Consider the following 20,278-nt stretch of genomic DNA (forward strand, 5'->3'; position numbering starts at 1 on the left):
CAGAGGCCCGCCCCCGCGGCGGGCGTCGCTGCGCGTCCCCGAGCCGGGGCCGCCCGCCGAGGGAGTCGATCATGCCGAGCCGCAGAGCCTTCACCCTGATCGAACTGCTCGTCGTCATCGCAATCATCGCCATCCTGCTGGCGATCATCATCCCAGCGCTCGGCGGCGCGCGCACCGTCGCGCGACGCACCGCCACCCACGCCCTGATGACCGATCTCGCGAACGCCATCACCCAGTTCGGCCAGGACAACAGCGGACGATTGCCGGGCTACTTCACACAGCAGACCCTCGGACGCAACCCGCAGGGCCAGGGGCTGACCGTCCTCGAAAATGCCATGATCGAGCTCGCCGGCACCCGACAGATCACCTCCACCTCCGCGCTCGGACAGCCGGGCGGCGCGCCCGGCGAGAGCGTCGTCCTCCAGGGCGTCAAGCCCGAGGGCGTCCAGGTCAACCCCGACCTCGCGGGCGTGGGCGATGACGTGTACTTCGTCCCGCCGGCGCGGAACTACGTGGCGCAGCCGATCGGCAAGCAGGCAGGCAAGCCCGGCGCAACCGCACCAGAGGGCGAGAAGCAACTCCCCGACCTCGTTGACTTCTTCGGCAGCCCGATCCTCCTCTGGATCGAAGACGAGTCCGCCCCGCGCGCCACCACCACCGCCGCCGAGTTCGCCGCCGCTGAGTACAGACCCAGCGCGCAGCATCCGTCGCGATTCTATTGGCGCGCCAACCAGGGCTTCCTCTCCTCCACAAGCCTCGGCAAAATCGGCAAGGACCAGACCGTCGAGAGCCTCATCGGCGCCGCAAACCCAAACAACGAAGTCGTCCAGTCCCTCATCGGCCTCCTCGGCGACCCGAAGGGACCGACGCCCGCCAACTACGACCAGAACACCGTCCTCCCAGGCTCGCCGCGCGGACGGTTCGTCATCCACTCCCCCGGCGCGGACGGCGTCTTCCTCGGACGCAAGGACCGCGGCGGGCGGCGGCTCCCCTCCGGCGACCCCACACTCAAGTACGCTTGGAACTTCTACGTCCCAGGCTCCGGCACCAAGTACACCGACAGCAAGGGCGCGATCACCATCGAGGACGTCCTCGACGGCTTCGACGACATCGTCCTCCCCGGCGGCAACTGACCCGACCCGCGCCTCGCCGACTCCTTCCGATTCTTGACGGATCACCCCACGCCCGCGACGCTGTGCCATGCTCGCAGGGGTCGATCCGCTCGCGCCTCGGACAGGTCCAGCACCGCCCGCTCGCGCGCGCGCCCTCGCCGCGTTCGCATCCATCGCCCTCGGCATGATCGCCGCACGGGAGTGCGCGCCGCTCGCCCTGCCCGCGCCGGTCTGGTTCGGCGTCGCGTGCGCAGCCGCCGCGGCCTCGCTCCTCCTCCGCCGACGCGCGTGCGCGTTCGCTCTCATCGCCGGCGCCATCGCATTCGGCGCAGGGTGGTTCACGCTCCGCATCCTCGAAACCCCGCCGGACAGCCTGCGCGCCCTCCTCCCCACCGACGACGGAACAGCGCCGACGATCGGCGTCGAACTCGAAGGCGTCGTCCTCGACGATCCGAGGCGGGCTCGCTCCTCACCCGGCAGGCTCGCCAACTTCGCTTTCTCCGGCGAGCCGGCATGGACCTTCCGCCTCCGCACTGACACCGCCTACGCCGAACACGGCCCGGTGCGCGCCTCCGGCGTCGTCAGGGTCGCCGTCGTCGGGGGCACGGGCGAAGACATTCGTGCCGGCTCGCGCGCCCGCGTCACCGGGAGGCTCTCCCCCGTCCCGCGCCCACTGAACCCGGGTGAGCCCGACTCTCGCTTGTGGGCGGCGCAACGCAACGAGGCCGGCAGGCTCCGAGTCCCGGACCCTTCGCTCGTGCGCCACGAACCCACCCTGCCCGGCGCGATCCCCGCGGCCGAGGCGTGGTGGCTGCGCACACGCGCCGCGATGCACGGCCGCGCCTTCCGCGTCCTCAAGGGCAATGAAACCGACGACCCCGCGCCGGGACGCACGCTCATGCTCGCTCTCCTCCTCGGCGAGGACGAGGGCACGCTGCGCCCGCTGCGCGACGCCTTCGCACGCCAAGGACTCTCGCACCTCCTCGCCATCAGCGGGTTCCACCTCACCATCATGGCGGCCGTCGCGCTCTCCACGGTCCGACTCACCGGCGAGCGCGGACGCCTCGAACCCCTCATCGTCGGCGTGCTGGTCGCCCTCTACATGACCGTCGTGCCCGCGAACGCCCCGGTCCTCCGCGCGGGCTGGATGATCCTCCTCCTCCTCGCCGCCGAGGCGGCCGGAAGACGCTACGACCGCCTCGCCGTCCTCACCTGGATCGCCTCAGCGATGATCCTCGCACGCCCCATGGACCTCTGGTCCCTCGGCTTCCAACTCAGCTTCGGCCTGACCGGCACCCTGATCTGGCTCGCTCCGACCGCACACGCCCGCCTCTTCGGTGCCCTCCGCACCGGCCCACACGACCCGCCCGACGCCCTCGGGCCGCGCTGGTGGGCGGAAAAGGCCAGGGGACTCGTCTCCGTGAGCCTCCTCTGCTGGGCGGCCGCACTGCCCACCATCGCCCATGCCGTCGGCGTCGTCAGCCCCCTCGCGGTCCTCTGCACCGTCGTTCTGGTGCCCGTCGTGCTTGCGCTGCTCTTCGCGGGCTACGCCGTCCTCACGCTCGGCGCTGTTCTGCCGTCCGCGGCCGCGTGGGCAGCCGACGGCGTGCAACGCATCGGCGACGCCGCCGCGTGGATCGTCGAGCGCTTCGACGACGTGCCCGGCACCGCGCTCTACACGCCGCGACTCTCCCTCACGCTCACCCTCGCCGCGACCACGCTCGTCCTCTACTGGTTCGCGCGCGGCCACCTGCGCGACCGCTTCGCATGGGCAGCCGCCGCAGCCCTCGCCCTGTGGACCGCCGCAGAAGCGTTCAACCGAACTTCGCTCCACGCCGACACGCTCCTTCGCATCGACGCGATCGCCGTCGGCGACGGGACGTGCCTCCTCCTGCGCTCGGGACGCGACGCCCTGCTCTGGGACTGCGGCTCGACGGACCCCGGGATGGGCGTCATCGACATCCCACGCGCCCTGCGCCGCCTCGGCGCCCACCGCGTTCCCGCCGTCATCATCACGCACCCCGACTACGACCACTACTCCGCACTCCCGGACGCCGCCCGCCCGCTCGGCGTGCGCGAACTCCTCGTCGGACAGCGGACACACGAACGGGCACGCGCCCAGCGCGTCGGCCCGCTCCGCACGACATACGACACCCTCGCGACGCGCGGCACACGGGTGCGCGTCGTCGGCGCGGGCGACACCATCACCCTCGGGCACGCCACCGTCCGATTCATCGCACCACCGGACGGAGCGGGATACCTCGCCGACAACGATCACTCCCTCATCGCGTTCGTGGAGGCACGAACCGACCACGGCTCGACGGTGCGCGCTCTGCTCACGGGAGACGCGGGACCCGCCGCCCTTGCCGCTCTCCTCGCCCCACACGCGGACCTGCGCGCGAACGTGCTCGAACTCCCCCACCACGGCAGCCACAACCCGCAGGCCCGCGCGCTCGTGGCCGCCTCGAACCCCGCCGTCGTGCTGCAATCGACCGGGCCGTCTCGCGTCAACGACCCCCGATGGACGCCCGAGCACGCAGGACGCGCCTGGCTCGTGACCGCCGCCCACGGCGCCGCATGGACCGAGCTGCGCCGCGACGGCACGGTACGCCACGGCGCAACGCATACGGCGAGATGACGCAGACCTACCGCTGCTCAACCACACCCGACACGTCCGGACCGTCTTCGGCGGTGTCGCCGTTCACGCCCTTGATCGTGTGCGGGTCGATGCGACGCACCGGCGACGCCGCCGCCACCGTGATCGCCGTGGCGAACGCAAGCGTGAGCGCCAGCGACGCAGGGCCGACCAGGCGCAGGTGCCACAGCGCGGCCACCACGCCGCGCGGACCCACCGCCGCCCGACGCAGCCGGCACGCCAGCACGGGCAGCAGCAGAAGCAGCAGCGGCTCGGTGTACCGCTGCCACAGCTTGTAACTCGCCATCTGCGCCGCCGTGAACGCAACGACCGACACCAGCATGATCCAACGCTCGCGCCGCGGCAGGGCGACGAACCACGCGAGCACCGCGCACGCCCCCAGCGGCGCGAGCAGCACGATCAGCGTCGATGTGCGACCGCCCATCACCACCGGCGCCTTCTGCACCAGGTTCCACAGGCCAGAGTAGCGGCCCGCCTCGGTGCTGTAGGTCGTCTCCGGCAGCAGCGCGGCCGCGAGCCCGCCGACGATCGCCAGCGCAAGCAGCAGCCGCTGCTTCCGCACCGCCTCCGCCGCCGCGGGCGCGAGGAACCCCGCGTAGAACAGGCTGAACGCCCCGAACAGCGAGAGAATGAACGCTGGCGCGGCAGCATTGCCCCCCGTGTGCCGCTCCTGGAACGTCGGCGGAGTCAACCCGCCCCACAACCGGTGAAAGTACAGCACGACCAGCGCGGCCGGAACCGTCGCCGCCACCGCGAGCGCGGTCCGCGCGACCCGCAGCGCCGGATCGCGCAGGAGCGCACGCGCATCCCCCATCGCGTCGAACGGCTCGCCGTCCTGCGCGTCGCGCACACCCAGCCACGCGCCCGCCCACAGCGCCGCCGCCGCCCACAGGTGCGACTGGCGCACGAACACCAGCCCCGCCAGCAGCACCCCCCCCCCGATGATCGTCGGCGCGTCAACCCGACCCCGAAGCGCGAGCAGCAGCGCCGCAAGCACGCCCAGCCAACCCGCGTTGTCCGGCAGCAGCCACACCCCGCTGAAGAAGACGTACATCGACGCCGCCGCGGGCATCACGAGCAGCAGCGCCGCCCGCCCCGCCCTCCGGCACGCCAGCCCGAGCGCGACAAGCAACGCGACGGTGAAGAGCGACCCGACGAACTGCAACGCCCGCGGCGAGTCCGACACGAACCGCGCGAACGCCGCCAGCAGCGTGTGATACCCTGGCGTCGTCGCCGACAGATAGTCCGAGTAGTCCAGCCGCGGCCACTCCTCCGCGAACCGGAGGATGGCCGGCAGATGGAAGTTGACCTGGTCGTGCGCCCCGCGCCCCCGGGTGTTGCCCGACACGATCAACCCCCACGCCGCCAGCGCGAACACGCCCGCGGGCACAAGGCAGGGCCAGAGCGGCCCACGGTCGGTCGGGGTATGTTCGCGCGCGATCATGGGGCTTGGCTCTGCATCCGGGCGAGGGCATCCGGTAGGCTTGGGCGGGGAGGCATCGGAGGAATCAGGGTCATGACTGTACTTCGGCGTGCGCCCGGATGGTTCGCGCTGGCGTGGTTTGCTTGTTTCTGCTCGGCGCAGGAGTCGCGGGTGATCGTGAGGGCCGAGTACGAGGACTGCCTGCGCGGCATGTGGCTGGGCCAGAGCATCGCCAACTGGACCGGGCTGCTCGCCGAGGGCAAGGTGACCCAGCCGCCGTTCCTGACCGACGACGACTGGGGGATCAACCTCGGCAAGGGACCGCTGCGGTTCATCCTCGACCAGGATCCGTGGCTCGCGGACGATGACACCGACGTCGAGTACGTCTACCTGCACCTGCTCGACCAGCACGCGACGACGGAGCTCGCCGGGGAGCAGATCGCGGCGGGCTGGCTCGCGCACATGGACGACGACTATCTGTGGGTCTCGAACCAGCGCGCGCTCGACCTGATGCGGCTCGGGCTGATCCCGCCGGAGACGGGCTTCTGCAACGCCAACGAGTTCTGGCTGAAGATCGACGCCCAACTCACGACGGAGTTCTTCGGCGCGCTCGCCCCCGGCATGCCCGGCGAGGCGCTCGAGATGGCGGACCTGCCCATCCGAACGACGGCGCGGAGCCACGCGGCCCACGCGGCGCAGTTCCACGTGCTGCTCTACTCGCTCGCCGCCCTCGCGGACCGCTCGCTCCCGATGGAGGACCGCATCCTGTGGATGGTGGAGGAGGCACGGCGGTATCTGCCCGATTCGTCCAAGGCGGCGGACATTGTGGACTTCGTGCTGGCTGATTTCCTCGACAACCCGGACCCGGACGACTGGGAGCGAACGCGCGACCTCGTCTACGACCGGTACCAGTTGAACGCCGAGGCCAACGGCTTTCGCTATCGCAACTGGACTGAGTCCAGCGTCAACTTCGCCGCGGGGCTGATCGCCCTGCTGTACGGTCGTGGGGACTTCCTTCGCACCGTGCAGATCGGCACGCTCACCGGCTGGGACTGCGACAACGGCACGGCCACGATGGGGGGCCTTCTGGGCCTGATGCTCGGGCACGGCGTGCTCGTCGCGGAGATACGCGCTGAATACCCCGACTTCGACCCCAGCGACTCCTACGACATCGAGAGAACGCGAGACAATCTCCCCGATCGTCTCCCCGACGATCCGCTCGCGCAAGACACGTTCACGATGATGGCGGCGAGGTGCGCGGATGTCGCGGAGCGGCGCATCAGGGAGGCCGGAGGGCTTGTGCATACGTCGCGCGCGTTGTGGTTGCTGCCGCCGACGCCCGACGGCGATCCGTTGCTGCAAAGCCCGCTCCAGCGCGAGTGGCGCCGGAGCGCGAACAACCGCGTGCGGGCAGAAGAAGGGACCGTGCAGGCCGTGTCGTCCGTGTCGTCGAATCCGCCCGCGGGATACGGCTGGAAGCAGGCCGCTCGCTTCGCCAACGGCTACGAGATGGACGACTCGGGCGTCGACGCGATCAACAACCTTCCCAGGCAGTGGTACTCGACGCTCGGCGCGGGTCAACAGCCCGGCGACTGGGTGACCCTGAGCGTTGTGTATGACCGGCCCGTCGAGGTGTGGTCCGTGCTATTCATCGAGGGTTCCCACCACGACGATGGCGAGGTGCAGGGCGGGTGGTTCGATTCGGTGGTGTTCGAGGTGAAGGTCGGCGGCGTATGGATCGCGCCGGCCGGAGCGCCGGATCGTGCGCTCGACCCGGACATTCCCTTCCAGGCGGTTCAGTTCTTCCTCGATGCGCCGGCAATGGCGACAGCCGTGCGGGTGCGGGGAGGCGTGGGTGGAAGAAGCGCGTTTGTGACCTGCTCTGAGATCGACGCCCTCGGTTCGCCGATCCCGCGCCCCACCGTTTCGTTCGTGCTCGATCGAGGCGGCCGCTAGGAGCACAAGACGCACCCGGCGCCCTCCCGCATGGCGTCACGGGGAACGGCGGGTGTGGGATGGCGTGCGTTGGGGACCACGGGTATGTTGGTGCGGCGCTCCTGCGAGGCGCACAATGATGGACTGACCGCCGGTCGGGCCGGGTTTCCGGTTCACCGGTCATGCCGGAGGCCTCATTGCCACAGCCATCCCCACCTCTGGGCGAGTCTTCGTCCGCGGACGTCGCTCCGCGCTCGAATCCACTCCACTACCTCCGCCTCGCGCGCCCCCACCAGTGGGCCAAGAGCGCGTTCGTCCTCGTCGGGCCGCTCTACGGCATGAGCGACCACAAGGGAACGTGGCAGGAGTTGCTGCTGCCCGCCTTCGTCGCCGCCGGGGCTTTCGCGCTCGCCTCCAGCGCGTGCTACGTCGTCAACGACATCATGGACGCCGACGCCGACCGCGCACACCCCCGGAAACGCAACCGCCCGATCGCCTCGGGCGCGATCCGCCCAGCCTCGGCGTGGGTCTTCGCCGTCATGCTTGCCATCGCGGCAGGGCTGCTCCTGCTCGCCATCCCCGCTTCCGTCAGGCCCTGGGTCGCGCTCGCCGTCGGGTTGTACGTCCTCAATGTCTCGGCCTACTCCTGGCTCCTCAAGCACGTCGTCATCGCCGACGTGATCGGCCTGAGCCTCGGCTTCGTGCTGCGGGTGCTCGGCGGGTGCGCCGCCGCCGCCGTCGAGCCCAGCACCTGGCTCCTCAACTGCACCTTCTTCCTCGCCATGTTCCTCGCGTTCGGGAAACGACTGGGGGAACGCCGGTCCCTCGGCTCAGGCGAAGCAGCAGCAGCAGCTCGCGCGGTCCAGGGGGCATACACCTCCGACCTCCTCCGCATGGTCGTCGTCGTGACCGCCGTAGCAACGCTCCTCAGTTACGCCGGGTACGTCCAGGCGAAGGAAAACCTCTACTGGCAGGGGTTCAATCTCCTCTGGCTCACGGTCCTCCCGGCAACCTTCGGCCTGCTCCGGTGTATCGTCCTGCTGGAACGGGGCGACTTCGACGACCCGACGGAGCTGGCGCTGCACGACCGGGCCTTCCAACTCGCCGCGGGCGTCTTCGCCTTCCTGACGATCTGGCTTCTTGTCGCCTTTCGGCAGTGGGGAATGGCGGCAGACGCGATACCCTGATGCGGGGCAGCGCAACGCCCCGCGGCGACAAGTACCACCAGTCGGCCCACACACCGCAGGCCGCGAGCAGACACGACCACGAAGGAGTCCACCCATGACGTCTCGACACATCATCCGCAGGCTGACGCTCGCGGGCCTCGGCGGCGCCATCGTCCTCGCCGCCGTCGCCGGCCAGGCATACTCCACCCGCCCCCAGGCCGCGAACGACCCGCCCGCAGGCCAGCCCGACGCCGCCGAAATCCCCGACGCGGCCACCATCCAGGCCATGATGAGCTCACGCGGCGGGGCGCGGGGCGACCAGAACGACGACGGTCTCCGACCCTTCGACGAAGTCTCCAAGGGGTACCGCAAGGTCGTCTCCACCGCCGACGGCTCCGAGAGCTTCTACGGCCTCTGGGTCCGCGACAAGGACGGCCAGATGCTCGCCGAACTCCCGCGCGGATTCGACCGACAGCGGCACTTCATCGCCATGACCGTCGCGGGCGGAGACATCTGGGCCGGGCTTCAGGCAGGCGACCGCTACTTCTACTGGAAACGCTACGGCAACCGCCTCGCCATGATCGAGCCGAACTTCGCCACGCGCTCCACCGGCGATCAGGAGTCTCGCTCCTCCGTCAACCGCATCTTCACCGACCGCGTCATCCTCGACATCCCCATCCTCGCCAACGGCCCCAGCGGCCAGCCCGTCATCGACATGGACGAACTCCTTGTCGCGCAGGCCGGCACCTTCTTCGGCGCGCAGGCCCGCGGCGCCAACACACGCCTCGCCACCATCGCCAAGGCCAAGGCCTTCCCGGAGAACGTCGAGGTCGCCTTCGAGATGCCCGTCCAGGGCGGCGTCCTCCGCACCTTCCACTACTCCATCAGCCTCATCCCAGAGAACACCGGCTACAAGCCCCGCGTCGCCGACAACCGCGTCGGCTTCTTCACCACCAGCTACCGCGATCTCGGCAAGTTCGACGACGACGAGAAGTGGGTCCGCTACGTCAACCGCTGGAAACTCGAAAAGGCAGACCCCAAGCTCCGCCTCAGCCCGCCCAAGGAGCCGATCGTCTTCTACGTCGAGCACACCGTCCCGGTCCGCTACCGCCGGTGGGTCCGCGAGGGCGCGCTCCAGTGGAACAAGGCCTTCGAGCAGGTCGGGATCACCGGCGCGATCGAGGTCTACTACCAGGACAAGTCCACCGGCGCGCACATGGAGAAAGACCCCGAGGACAGACGCTACAACTTCCTCCGCTGGCTCTCCAACGACGTCTCCACCGCCATCGGACCCAGCCGCGTCCACCCCATGACAGGACAGATTCTCGACGCCGACGTCGTCCTCACCGACGGCTGGATCCGAGCCTTCTGGTACCAGTACAACAAGACTCTCCCCGAACTCGCCCTCGAAGGCTTCGCCCCCGACGCGCTCGCCTGGCTCGAGCAGAACCCCGAATGGGATCCGCGCATCCGCATGTCCTCCCCGGCGGAACGCGACCACATCCTCGCACAGCGCGCACGACGCGGCGTCCTCCCCTACGGCGGGCACCCCGCCGCGCTCGCCAACGCCGGCGGACTGGTCGGTGAGGGCGAATACGACGGACTCCTCGGACGAGTCAGCCAGATCAACGGCCTGTGCATGGCCTCCTACGGCAAGGCCATGGACCTCACCATCGCACGCGTCTTCTTCGACGTCATCGGCCTCCTCGACGAAGAGCCGGCCCAGGATTCCCCACGCCCCCGCCGAGGCGACCTGCCGCCCGAAGTCGTCGAGATGCTCAAGAAGCAACTCGCCGACGGAAACATCCCGCAGGGGCTCGCACCCGAAGTCCTCGCCATCCTCCAGGAGGGAGAACCGCAGCCCGAGGGAGAGCCGAAGACCGACGACGACAAGCCCAAGGAAGACAAGCCCAAGAAGGACGACGGCGACGTCCTCGACGGCGTCCCCGAGTGGTTCGTCGGACCCATGCTCCGCGAACTCGTCGCGCACGAGGTCGGCCACACCCTCGGCCTGCGCCACAACTTCGCCGCCTCCAGCGTCTACTCCCTCGCCGAGATCAACAGCGAGGAGTTCAAGGGCAGGAAGCCCTGGTCCGTCTCCGTCATGGACTACAACCCCGCGAACATCAACATGGGCGACGGCCCAATCCAGGGCGACTTCGCCGTCATCGACATCGGACCCTACGACATGTGGGCCATCCGCTACGGCTACGCCCTCGACGACAAGGCCGCACAGGAAGCGCTCAAGGAATCCGCCAAGCGCGAGCACCGCTACGCAACCGACGAGGACACCTGGGGACCGGACCCCGAGGCTCGACGCTACGACATGTCCTCCGACCCACTCGAATACGCCGAGAGCAGCGTCCGCCTCGCCGTCCACCTCCGACAGAAACTCCTCGACCGCTTCGTCAAGGACGGCGACTCCTGGGCCAAGGCTCGCCAAGGCTACATGGTCACGCTCGGCATGCAGACCCGCTCCAACAGCATGATGGCAAACTGGGTCGGCGGCGCCTTCGTCTACCGCGACAAGAAGGGCGACCCCGACGGTCGCGCCCCCATCGAGGTCGTCCCCGCCCAACGCCAGCGCCAGGCACTCAACTTCGTCATCGAGAACACCTTCCGCGACGAGGCCTTCGGCCTCACTCCCGAAGTCCTCCAGTACCTCACCATCGACAAGTGGTTCGACGACGGCGGCATGGCCGCCCTCTTCGAAGACCCCACCTGGCCTGTCCACGATCGCGTCATGGGCATCCAGGCCTCCACGCTCACCATGCTCATGAACCCCGTCACCCTCCAGCGCGTCTTCGACAACGAGTTCCGCGTCCCCGCAGATCAGGACGCCCTCACCCTCGTCGAACTCCTCGACACCGTCACCGAGGCCGTCTGGACCGAGGTCAACGGCACCCCCGACCGTCGCTACACCCCGCGCCAACCGATGGTCTCCAGCCTCCGCCGCAACCTCCAGCGCGAACACCTCGAACGCCTGATCTCGCTCGCGCTCCCGGGCGGCGCGTCCGGCGCGGCCGGCAAGCCCATCTCCGACCTCGCCACACTCACCCTGCGCCGACTCTCGCAACGTATCGAGAAGGCGACCGCCGCCGGCGCCAACATCGACGCCTACACACTCGCCCACCTCTCCGACGCCAAGGCCCGCATCGACAAGGCCCTCGAAGCCCAGTACATCTACAACGCACGCGACATCACCCGCGGACTCGGAGGCGGGGGCGTCGTCTTCCAACCCGCGCCAAACGACGACAACCGCCGCTGACGGCCCGACCCAGACTCCGTCGTGGGGGCGGGCGCCTTCCCTTCAAGGGGACGCGCCCGCCCCCGTTCGTTCCGCCTGCCTCCGTGGGGCGACCGAGTGCCCGCTTCCCGAAAACCGAAGGTCGCAATCCTCCACCACCTCGCCCGCACGGGCGGCACGCTCATGAGCCGATGCCTCGGCTCCATGCGCACCGTCCACCTCCTCAGCGAAGCCCATCCCCTCGGCATGCGCTGGATCAACCCGCTCCAGCAGGCCGTCGAGTGGCACCGTCTCATGACCGCAGCCGAGGCCCGCGCCATGCTCGCGCGCGGTCCCGTCCGCTTCGACACGCTCATCGAACTCCTCGCCGAACGCGCCGCCCAGCGCGGACGAACCCTCGTCGTCCGCGACTGGACCCACCTCGACTTCCACGGCGCACCCTACGCAGAGCCGGCCATGCGCTGCCGCACCGCCGTCGCGCTCGCGCAGGCCTGCCGCACCACACGCTACGCCACCGTCCGCCACCCCATCGACCAGTGGGTGAGCGTCAGCGCGCTGCCGCGCGTCCGCGAAACGCTCGGCATCGACGCCTACCTCGCCGGGTGCCACGCCTTCGCACGCACCGCCGCCCGCCTCGGCTTCGGACGCTACGAGGACTTCACCCGCGACCCCGAGGGCGAACTGCGGGCCATGTGCCGATGGCTCCGCGTCGAATACGACCCCTCCTGGCGCACGCGCTGGACCAGCAACACCCACGTCACCGGCGACACCGGACCCGACCGCGCACGCCCCACCGAAATCCGCCCCTCACGCCGGCGAACCATCGACCCGGGCATCCTCCGCGCGTTCGAACGCAACGACGACTACTGGGAAACGCTCCGCCTCCTCGGCTACGAACACCGACGCGCCCAGGCCGGCGGGGCGCCGGGCGGACGAGTCCTCCGCGCGCCGGGCCGGCGGTGGTGAGCGCTCATGCCGTCGGCGCAGGCTCCGCGGCGTCAGCACGCATGAAGAGCGGCTCCCCTTTCGCAATCCGCCGCCCGGGCCTGAGCGACCACGCCCCCCCCCACGCGGCCAGTTCCGCCAGCGGCGCCCCGAACCCCGAATCCGGGTCGTCAGGATCTTTCAGCGGCGAGCAGCTCCACGCCCGCCACAACGACGCCATCTTCGCCGGCATCGCCGGATACAGCAGCAGCGAGGCGATGCGGATCGCCTCGGCACACTGATACAGAATGGTGCCCAGGTCGCGGGCCGCCCCCGCGTCCGTCGCCATCGACTTGGCGAGCGCGAACGGCCTCGTCACGTTGATGAAAGAATCAACCCGACCGATCAGCCCGATCGCACCCCGGAGAGCGACATCGAACGCGAACGACGTCTCGAACGATCGCGCCGCCTCGACGGCCGCGACCGCGGAATGCTCCCAATCGAACTCCTGCAATCCGCCCATGCCGTCCGCAGCCTGAAAATCATCCCGACTCGCGGGAGCAGGCACGCTCCCGCCGAAGTACTTCTCGATCATGTTCCCCACCCGGCTCGCACAGTTCCCGATCCCGTTCGCAAGGTCAGCGTTGTACACCTCCACGAACCGCGCGTGCGCGAAGTCCGCGTCCGTCGCGCCCAGCGGCCCCTGCGTCGCCAGGTACCACCGCACCGCGTCGATCGAGTACCGCCGCCCGTACGCCTCCAGCAGGTCGATCTCGATGAAGTTGCCCAGGCTCTTGCTCATCTTCCGACCCTCGGCCACGAAGTACGCGTGCGCGTACACCGTCCCCGGCAACCCCTCCCCCAGCGCCATCAGCATCGCAGGCCAGATCACCGCGTGGAACCACAGGATGTCCTTCGCCATCACGTGCACCGTCGCCGGCCAATACCTCCGCCGCTCCGGCTCGTCCACCGCCGTCAGGTAGTTGCACAGCGCCTCGATCCACACGTACACCCGGTGCCCCGGATCGCCCGGCATCAGGATGCCCCAGTCCGCGTCCCCCTCCTTCACCGCCCGGCTCACCGGCACGTCGTTCAGCCCCTGCCGCAGACGGCCCAGCACCTCGTTCCGACGCGCCTCCGGCAGCACAAACTCCGGGTGCGCATCGAAGTGCGCCCGCAGCCGGTCCTCGTACCTGCTCAGCCGGAAGAAGTAGTTCTTCTCCGTGCGCTTCTCGAGCGGCTTGCCGGTAACGGGGCTTTTGAACCCGTGCTCCTTGGCGACCGTCTCCGTCAGGTACTCCTCCTGCGAGGCATCGAACCACCCCACGTAGTCCCCCAGGTACACGTCCCCCGAGTCCATCAGCCGCCGGATGTACGCCGAGGCCCGTGTCTTGTGCCGGTCCTCGCTCGTGCGCATGAAATCGCTCTCGGCCACGCCCATCAGCCGGAACGCCCTGCGAAACTGCTCGGCGTTCGCGTCCGCCCACTGCCGGGGCGTCAGCCCGCGCTCCCGCGCCGTGGAGACGACCTTCTCCGCGTGCTCGTCCGTGCCCGTCAGAAAGAACACGTCCCGCCCCAGCAGCCGCGCGAATCGCGCCGCCACGTCCGCGACCACCGTCGTGTAGCAGTGCCCGATGTGCGGCCGATCGTTCACGTAGTAGATCGGCGTCGTGACGTAGTACGGCTGGGCTGGCATGGGGCGGATTGTAGAGGGCGAGTGCAGGCCGAACGCCTCGCTCAGTCGGCACCCTCGCCTGACTCCTCGCCATCGCTTGGAGCGCTCAGCCGCACCCGCCACTCGGCGGCCTTGGCATCGTGACCTGCGCTGACGAGTGAAGTCGATGCGCTGCCGATCCGCCTCGCCCACGATGCGCGCCCACCTCATACCGCCCGGATCGCGTCCGGCGGGATCGACCGCGTCAGCGCATCCGGATCGACGGGTGCAGGCTCCCGCGTCTTCTCGCGTCCCCCCGAGTCGATCATGGCCAGAGCATGCCGGGAGATGCCCGAGGTGCGAAGGCACGATCGGGCATGTTCGTATTATGCGCGGGTAGCGTTCTCCGTCCCGGACCTGCCGTTTCGGCCCGGTTCTCTTGGGCTTCCCGACACCTTGCGGTAGACTGAAAAGAGGGAATCGCTGAGCACACACGGGGCGTGACGCGGCGTGCGAACGCTGCACCCGCGCTCCGGGGCAAACGGTGGGGAGTGGAGCAACGGCCATGGCCTGCGGAGGTCCAGTCAGTCGTCGTCTCAAGTACGCCACACTCGGTCTCTCACTCGCCGCCGGACTTGCCCGCGCAGGCGGCACGCCCGAGAACGTCCTGCTCATCATCGACCCGCTCGACCGGCGCAGCCTCGAAGTGGGCCACCACTACAAGGCCGTCCGCGGCATCCCCGACACCCACGTCCTCTACATGGAGCCGGGCGCGGCCGACTACGCCTCCTTCGTCCAGTTCAACCTCCCCGCACTCTTCGCCACCATCGAACGCCGAGGCCTCTGGGGACAGGTGGACTACATCGTCATCTCCTCCTCCGACACCTTCTACCTCAACGCCCCCAACCTTGTCTCCGACGGGTGCTCCCCTGTCACCAGATTCTCCCTTTCCGGCGCGTACACCCTCGCTTTCGTCGCCGACGAAATCCTCGCCGGCGGACTCACCTCCGCCTACGGCAACCGCTACTTCGGCGGCAGCAACACCCCCCAGAGGTTCGACAGCGAGTACTCCTGGCTCAGCGGCAACCCAAGCAACGACCCCAACGCACGCCGCTACTTCATCGGCGCCCTGCTCGGCTACACCGGCACACGCGGCAACTCTGCCGCCGAGACCATCGCCATGATCGACCGTTCCGCCGCCGTGGACGGCACCCGCCCGGCCGGCACCTTCTACTTCATGCAGACCACCGACCAGGCCAGGTCAGGGCCGCGCCACAACGCCTACCCCGCCGCCGTCTCCGCCATCACGAACCTCGGCGGGCAGGCCGAGCACCTCTTCGCCGTACTTCCCGAAGGCCGCCACGACTGCCTCGGCATCATGACCGGCATCGCCACGCTCGACGTGCCCAGCGCCAACCTCACCATCCTCCCCGGCGCGTTCTGCGACCACCTCACCAGTTACGCCGCCACCTTCGACGTCGGCGCTCAGACCAAGATGTCCCACTGGATCACCAACGGCGCGAGCGGAACCTGGGGCACCGTCGAGGAACCCTGCAACTACCCCGGCAAGTTCCCGCACGCCCGCGCCCACGTCTACTACTTCCAGGGCATGTCCCTCGGCGAGTCCGTCTTCCGCTCCGTCTCCTACGCACCCTTCCAGGGACTCCTCTACGGCGACCCCATCACCCGCCCCCACGACCACATCCCCACCATCACCGTCGCCAATCCCCCCCAGGGGCCGGTCAGCGGCACCATCAACCTCACCCAGTCCGGCTCCACCACGAGGCCCGGAGGCTCGATCACCTTCTTCGAGCTGTTCGTGGACGGGCGCCGATTCGACGACGCCTTCTTCTTCCAGACACTCACCCTCGACACCACCCTCCTCGGCGACGGCTGGCACGACATGCGCATCCTCGGCTACGACAACTCGCCCACCACTTCCACCGGCAGTTGGGCCTGGCCGCTCGTCGTCAACAACCGCGGCCGATCCGCCTCGATCGTCGCACAGAAAACCTCGGGCAACTGGAACACCGCCTTCACCTTCGAGGTCGCCGCCGCCGGACCCGGACTCCGTGAGGTCCGTCTCCTGCAACACGGCCGCGTCCTCGCCGCAACGAAGGACTCCACCGCACCGCTCACCGTCCACGGCTGGACCCTCGGCGCGGGTGTCTCTCGCCTCCAGACCGAGGCCCTCTACGACGACGGCATGCTCGTCCGCTCACAACCCGTCGAGGTCACCGTGGCCTTCGGCGGCGCCAACCCCAGCGGCAACCCACCCGCCGCCTCCGACTTCTCCATCCACATCGACCCCGGAACCGACGCGCTCGTCGAACTGCCCCACACCTTCGACGACCGCGACGTGCCCATCGCCTTCGAAGTGCTCTCGCCACCCGCCGGCGCGACCGTCGTCCCCGGCCCCGACGGACCATTCAGGCTCCTCCGCGCCAACGCCGATGCGACCGGCATGGACACCATGACCTTCCGCGTGACGAGCGCGACCGGCAACTCCAACGTCGCCACCGTGCGCATCCTCTACGCCCCGTGCGCCGCCGACTTCAACACCGACGCCAAGGTTGACACTCTCGACTTCCTCTCCTTCCTCAACGCCTACACCGCCGCCGATCCACGCGCCGACGTGAACGGCGACGGCACGGTCAGTTCCCTCGACTTCATCGCATTCCTCAACCTCTGGACCGCCGGCTGCCCCTGATCGCTCCGCCGGCCTGACGCCGATCCGCTTCGCGGGTACGCTTGTGGGTTCCCCCGGCCCGGGCCGGGGTCGGTGGCGAGCGCGATGAACGCAAGTTCGGTGCTGGAGAATGTCATCCGTCTCGACCCGCTCGCCGGGCCGCCCATCGACCCCGTCGAGATCACCGCCGGCAAGCCCTGCACCCTCGGCCGCGGCACCACCTGCGAGGCACAGCTCGCCGACCAGACCGTCTCACGCCGACACGCCATGGTCGCCTTCCGCGCCGACACCTGGTTCGTCACCGACCTCGAAAGCCGCCACGGCACCTTCGTCAACGGCGTGCGCCTCGAAGTCAACACCCCCTCGCCCATCAACGAGGGCGACCTCCTCCGCATCGGCCCCTGGACCTTCCGCGTCCGCTCCGCGGACGCCCCCCCCTCAACCCTCCCCACCACCAACGACTTCGGCTCCACCGGGCACCGCGTCCAGCACGTCCCCCAGCAGGAACTCCGCTCGATCGCCCAGCAAAGGCTCGAACTCCTCATCGAGTGCGCCGCGCAGATCAACGCCTCCCCGGACGAGAACTCGCTCGCCAAGGCCGTCCTCGACGCCGTCACCAGCGGCACCGGGTTCCCACGCGCCGCACTCATCCGCACCAGCGGCGCGGACGTCGAAGTCATCGGATACCGAGGCCCCAGCCAGCGCGACGCCCCCTCCCACGACCTCGCCTTCTCGCGCTCGCTCATCAACGCCGCATCAGGCGGCGGCGTCGTCCGACTCACCAGCCAGATGCAGCAGGGCGCGTACGGCGAATCCATCATGCGCCTCGGCATCCACTCCGCCCTCTGCGCTCCCGTCTACATCGGCGACACCGTCGCCGCCTATCTCTACCTCGACGCACGGCACCAGGAGTCCCAGGTCCAGGCCGACGCCGCCGCTTTCTGCCAGGCCGTCTGCCGCATGTTCGGCCTCGCCCTCGCCAACCTCAAGCGGGCGAGCCTCCAGAAACTCAACGAGGAGATCATGCGCGACGTCGGCGCCGCCGCCGCCGCTCAGAAGCTCCTCATGCCCCCCCCCCACGGCCAGATCGGACCCCTCGCCTACTTCATGCGCATGCGACCCGGACGAATGGTCGCGGGCGACCTCTTCAACATCATGCCCCTCCCGGACGGCCGCGTCGCCGCATACCTCGGCGACGTCGCCGGAAAGGGCGTCGGCGCGGCCATCCTCATGGCCACCACGCAGACCATGCTCAATCAGGCCCTCCGACACGACCCAGACCCCGCCGCCGCCCTCAACGAGGTCAACGCCCAGATCAGCCGCCAGATCGTCACAGGACGGTTCATCTCCCTCTGGGCCGGCGTCTTCGACCCCACCCACAACACCGTGCGATTCGTCGATGCCGGACACGGGCACTGGCTCTACCGATCTACCTCCGGCAGACCGCACAAACTCGACGCCAACGGCGGACTCCCCCTCGGCGTCGATGCCGACGTCCCCTACGAGAGCGAGCAGGCCCCCTTCCCGCCCGGCGCGCGCATGATCGTCTTCTCCGACGGCGTCGTCGAGCAGCCTTCGCCCGAGGGGCAGGAGTTCGGCCTCGACCGCATCCTCGCCACCCTCGCCGACGCCGACTCCACCGACGCCGAGGTCAACAGCCTCTTCGAGGCCGTGCGCCGCTTCGCCGGCACCGACAACCTCGCCGACGACGTCACCGTCGCGAGCCTGGAATACAGAGCCAGATAGCGACACCGTTGCGGCGAAGCCGGCTTCACGCTAAAGCCTATCCCGGAACCTCCTTCATTATCGCGCGTATGAGAATGCATGACGATAAGACTCACGGACGAGCAGCTTGACTGGATCTGCGAGCGGGTGTCCGATGCGCCGCGCAGCCCTCTGGGCGGGCGGCCGCCGACGGACAAACGCAAGGCGGTGGCGGGCATCTTCTGGATCCTCGACAACGGCGCGAAGTGGAAGGACCTGCCGCGGGAGTACGGCTCCAGGAGCGCGGTGCACCGCTGCTTCAAGCGCTGGGTCGAGGCGGGCGTCTTCGAGAACATCATGCGCGACGCGGGCCGGCTGGTCGAGGATCGCGGCGAGTACCGGCTCTACGAGTGCTTCATCGACGGCACCTTCAGCAAGGCCAAGGGCGGCGGCGACGGGATCGGGCGCACGAAGGCCGGAAAGGGCGTGAAGATCATGGTTCTCGTGGACGCGCGCGGCCTGCCGGTGGCGGTGGACACGGCGTCGGCCTCGCCGCACGAGACCAGGCTGGTGCAGCAGCTCTTCGGCTGGATGCTGACCGAAGAGACGCCCGAGCGTGTGGTCGGCGACAAGGCCTACGACAGCGACGCGCTCGACGAGGAACTGGCTGCGGACGGCATCGAGTTGATCCCGCCGCACCAGAGCAACCGGCGTCCGGAGAACGTGACGCAGGACGGCCGCCCGCTGCGCCGCTACAAGCGCCGCTTCACCGTGGAGCGGACGATCTCCTGGTTCCAGAACTTCCGCCGACTGTGCATCCGATGGGAGAAGTCCACCGTTCTGTTCCAGGGTTACCTTCACTTCGCGTGCTCGTTCATGTTACTTCGAGAGGCTCTGGGATAGGCTCTACTGGGAATACGGCAAGGCGTCAACACGACCCAGAGAGGGCCGCGAAGGTTGCACCATTGCCAGTGAGGCCGGTGTCTCACCTCCCCCCCTCCGTCCTGCACTCCACCTCCAGCCGGCCCTCGCGGGCCGCGATCGAGAGCAACCGCACCCTCCGCCCGTCGATGAGTTCGATCACCGGCTCTTCCATCAGCGGCCGCCCGCCCCGCAGGGCCTCGATCAGGTTGCGGGCGGCGGGCTTGTTCCAGACCGAGATCGGGACGACGCGTGCGTCGGGCGGGCCTTCGTCGCCGAGCGTCCAATCGGTCGGGAGCGAGAGCCGTCCGACGCCGACCGCCTCCGCCGAGACCCAGAGCGAGCCGTCCTCGCGCAGTTCCGGGCGCAGCGTCGCCGAGAGAATCCGCCGCGTGCGGCCATCGTCGATGAGCACGCCCACGCGGATGCGCCCGCGCTCGAAGACAACACGCAACTGCCGCACCTCATCCGGGATCGACGCCGAGCCGTTCGAGAGGCTCTCCAGCCAGGCCTCCAGGCGAGTGTTCAGCCAGGCGTTCGCGTCGTCGGACCGCATGGCGACGCGCCACGGCTCGCTCCGCCAGCGTTCGCCCTCGCCGAGCGCCGGGTCCGTCTCGCGGGCCAGGTGCAGGTGCGTGCCGACGGCGTTCTCGAGTTCCTCCGCGAGGATCGTCTGTCGCGAGTCGTGCGGGTCGAGGTCCGCCCACCACGCCGGCGGGCGGTTCGAGAGGATGAACGCGAACGCCACGCCCGCGCACGCGACCGCCGCGAGCGCGAGGGCGGCCCAGACCACCCGGCGACGGACGCGCCGCCAGTATCGGAGCGAGGAAGCGGCCCTGGACATCGA

12 protein-coding genes are annotated in these 20,278 nt (G+C 69.3%); 9 read left to right on the forward strand and 3 right to left on the reverse strand.

The genetic code is table 11. The features are described 5' to 3' along the window. Positions 1-71: 71 nt before the first annotated feature. Positions 72-1,133, forward strand: a complete 1,062-nt coding sequence (locus FBT69_08665) for a prepilin-type N-terminal cleavage/methylation domain-containing protein (GenBank protein ID MDL1904864.1) — start codon at positions 72-74, stop codon at positions 1,131-1,133. 67 nt (positions 1,134-1,200) lie between these two features. Continuing rightward, complete coding sequence (locus FBT69_08670) at positions 1,201-3,750, forward strand: DUF4131 domain-containing protein (GenBank protein MDL1904865.1); 2,550 nt, start codon at positions 1,201-1,203, stop codon at positions 3,748-3,750. Between the two features lie 7 nt (positions 3,751-3,757). On the opposite strand, the gene FBT69_08675 is transcribed toward FBT69_08670, so the two are convergent. Then, positions 3,758-5,116 (reverse strand): hypothetical protein, encoded by a 1,359-nt coding sequence (locus FBT69_08675; protein MDL1904866.1) that lies wholly within the window; start codon positions 5,114-5,116, stop codon positions 3,758-3,760. Between FBT69_08675 and FBT69_08680 the strand changes: the two genes are divergently transcribed. From FBT69_08680 to FBT69_08695, 4 genes are all read left to right on the forward strand, one after another. Then, the gene (locus FBT69_08680; protein ID MDL1904867.1) at positions 5,066-7,147 is read left to right on the forward strand and encodes a hypothetical protein; all 2,082 of its coding nucleotides are present in this window, start codon (positions 5,066-5,068) and stop codon (positions 7,145-7,147) included. The genes FBT69_08675 and FBT69_08680 overlap by 51 nt on opposite strands. A gap of 161 nt (positions 7,148-7,308) precedes the next feature. Beyond that, entirely contained in the window at positions 7,309-8,313 is a 1,005-nt protein-coding gene (locus tag FBT69_08685; GenBank protein ID MDL1904868.1) for a hypothetical protein, read from the forward strand. Positions 8,314-8,407: 94 nt separating this feature from the next. After that, positions 8,408-11,560, forward strand: a complete 3,153-nt coding sequence (locus tag FBT69_08690; protein MDL1904869.1) for a DUF5117 domain-containing protein — start codon at positions 8,408-8,410, stop codon at positions 11,558-11,560. A 96-nt stretch (positions 11,561-11,656) separates the two neighbouring features. Further along, the gene (locus tag FBT69_08695) at positions 11,657-12,505 is read left to right on the forward strand and encodes a sulfotransferase (GenBank protein MDL1904870.1); all 849 of its coding nucleotides are present in this window, start codon (positions 11,657-11,659) and stop codon (positions 12,503-12,505) included. A 4-nt stretch (positions 12,506-12,509) separates the two neighbouring features. Here the strand turns inward: FBT69_08695 and FBT69_08700 are convergent, their stop codons facing one another. Then, positions 12,510-14,795 carry a methionine--tRNA ligase gene (locus FBT69_08700; GenBank protein MDL1904871.1) on the reverse strand — a complete coding sequence of 762 codons (2,286 nt, stop codon included), beginning with the start codon at positions 14,793-14,795 and terminating at the stop codon, positions 12,510-12,512. Here FBT69_08700 and FBT69_08705 point away from each other — a divergent pair. From FBT69_08705 to FBT69_08715, 3 genes are all read left to right on the forward strand, one after another. Beyond that, on the forward strand, positions 14,683-16,827 hold the full coding sequence (locus tag FBT69_08705) for a hypothetical protein (protein ID MDL1904872.1): 2,145 nt from the start codon (positions 14,683-14,685) through the stop codon (positions 16,825-16,827). The genes FBT69_08700 and FBT69_08705 overlap by 113 nt on opposite strands. Before the next feature lie 84 nt (positions 16,828-16,911). Continuing rightward, complete coding sequence (locus FBT69_08710; GenBank protein ID MDL1904873.1) at positions 16,912-18,552, forward strand: FHA domain-containing protein; 1,641 nt, start codon at positions 16,912-16,914, stop codon at positions 18,550-18,552. Between the two features lie 78 nt (positions 18,553-18,630). Further along, positions 18,631-19,413: an IS5 family transposase gene (locus tag FBT69_08715; GenBank protein ID MDL1904874.1), complete on the forward strand. Its 783-nt coding sequence runs from the start codon at positions 18,631-18,633 to the stop codon at positions 19,411-19,413. An 82-nt stretch (positions 19,414-19,495) separates the two neighbouring features. Here the strand turns inward: FBT69_08715 and FBT69_08720 are convergent, their stop codons facing one another. Further along, a complete protein-coding gene (locus FBT69_08720) occupies positions 19,496-20,275 on the reverse strand; it encodes a hypothetical protein (protein MDL1904875.1) in 780 nt (259 codons plus the stop codon). Between the last annotated feature and the right edge of the window lie 3 nt (positions 20,276-20,278).

Source organism: Synechococcales cyanobacterium CNB, assembly GCA_030263455.1.
Taxonomy (GTDB): Bacteria; Planctomycetota; Phycisphaerae; order Phycisphaerales; family UBA1924; genus CAADGN01.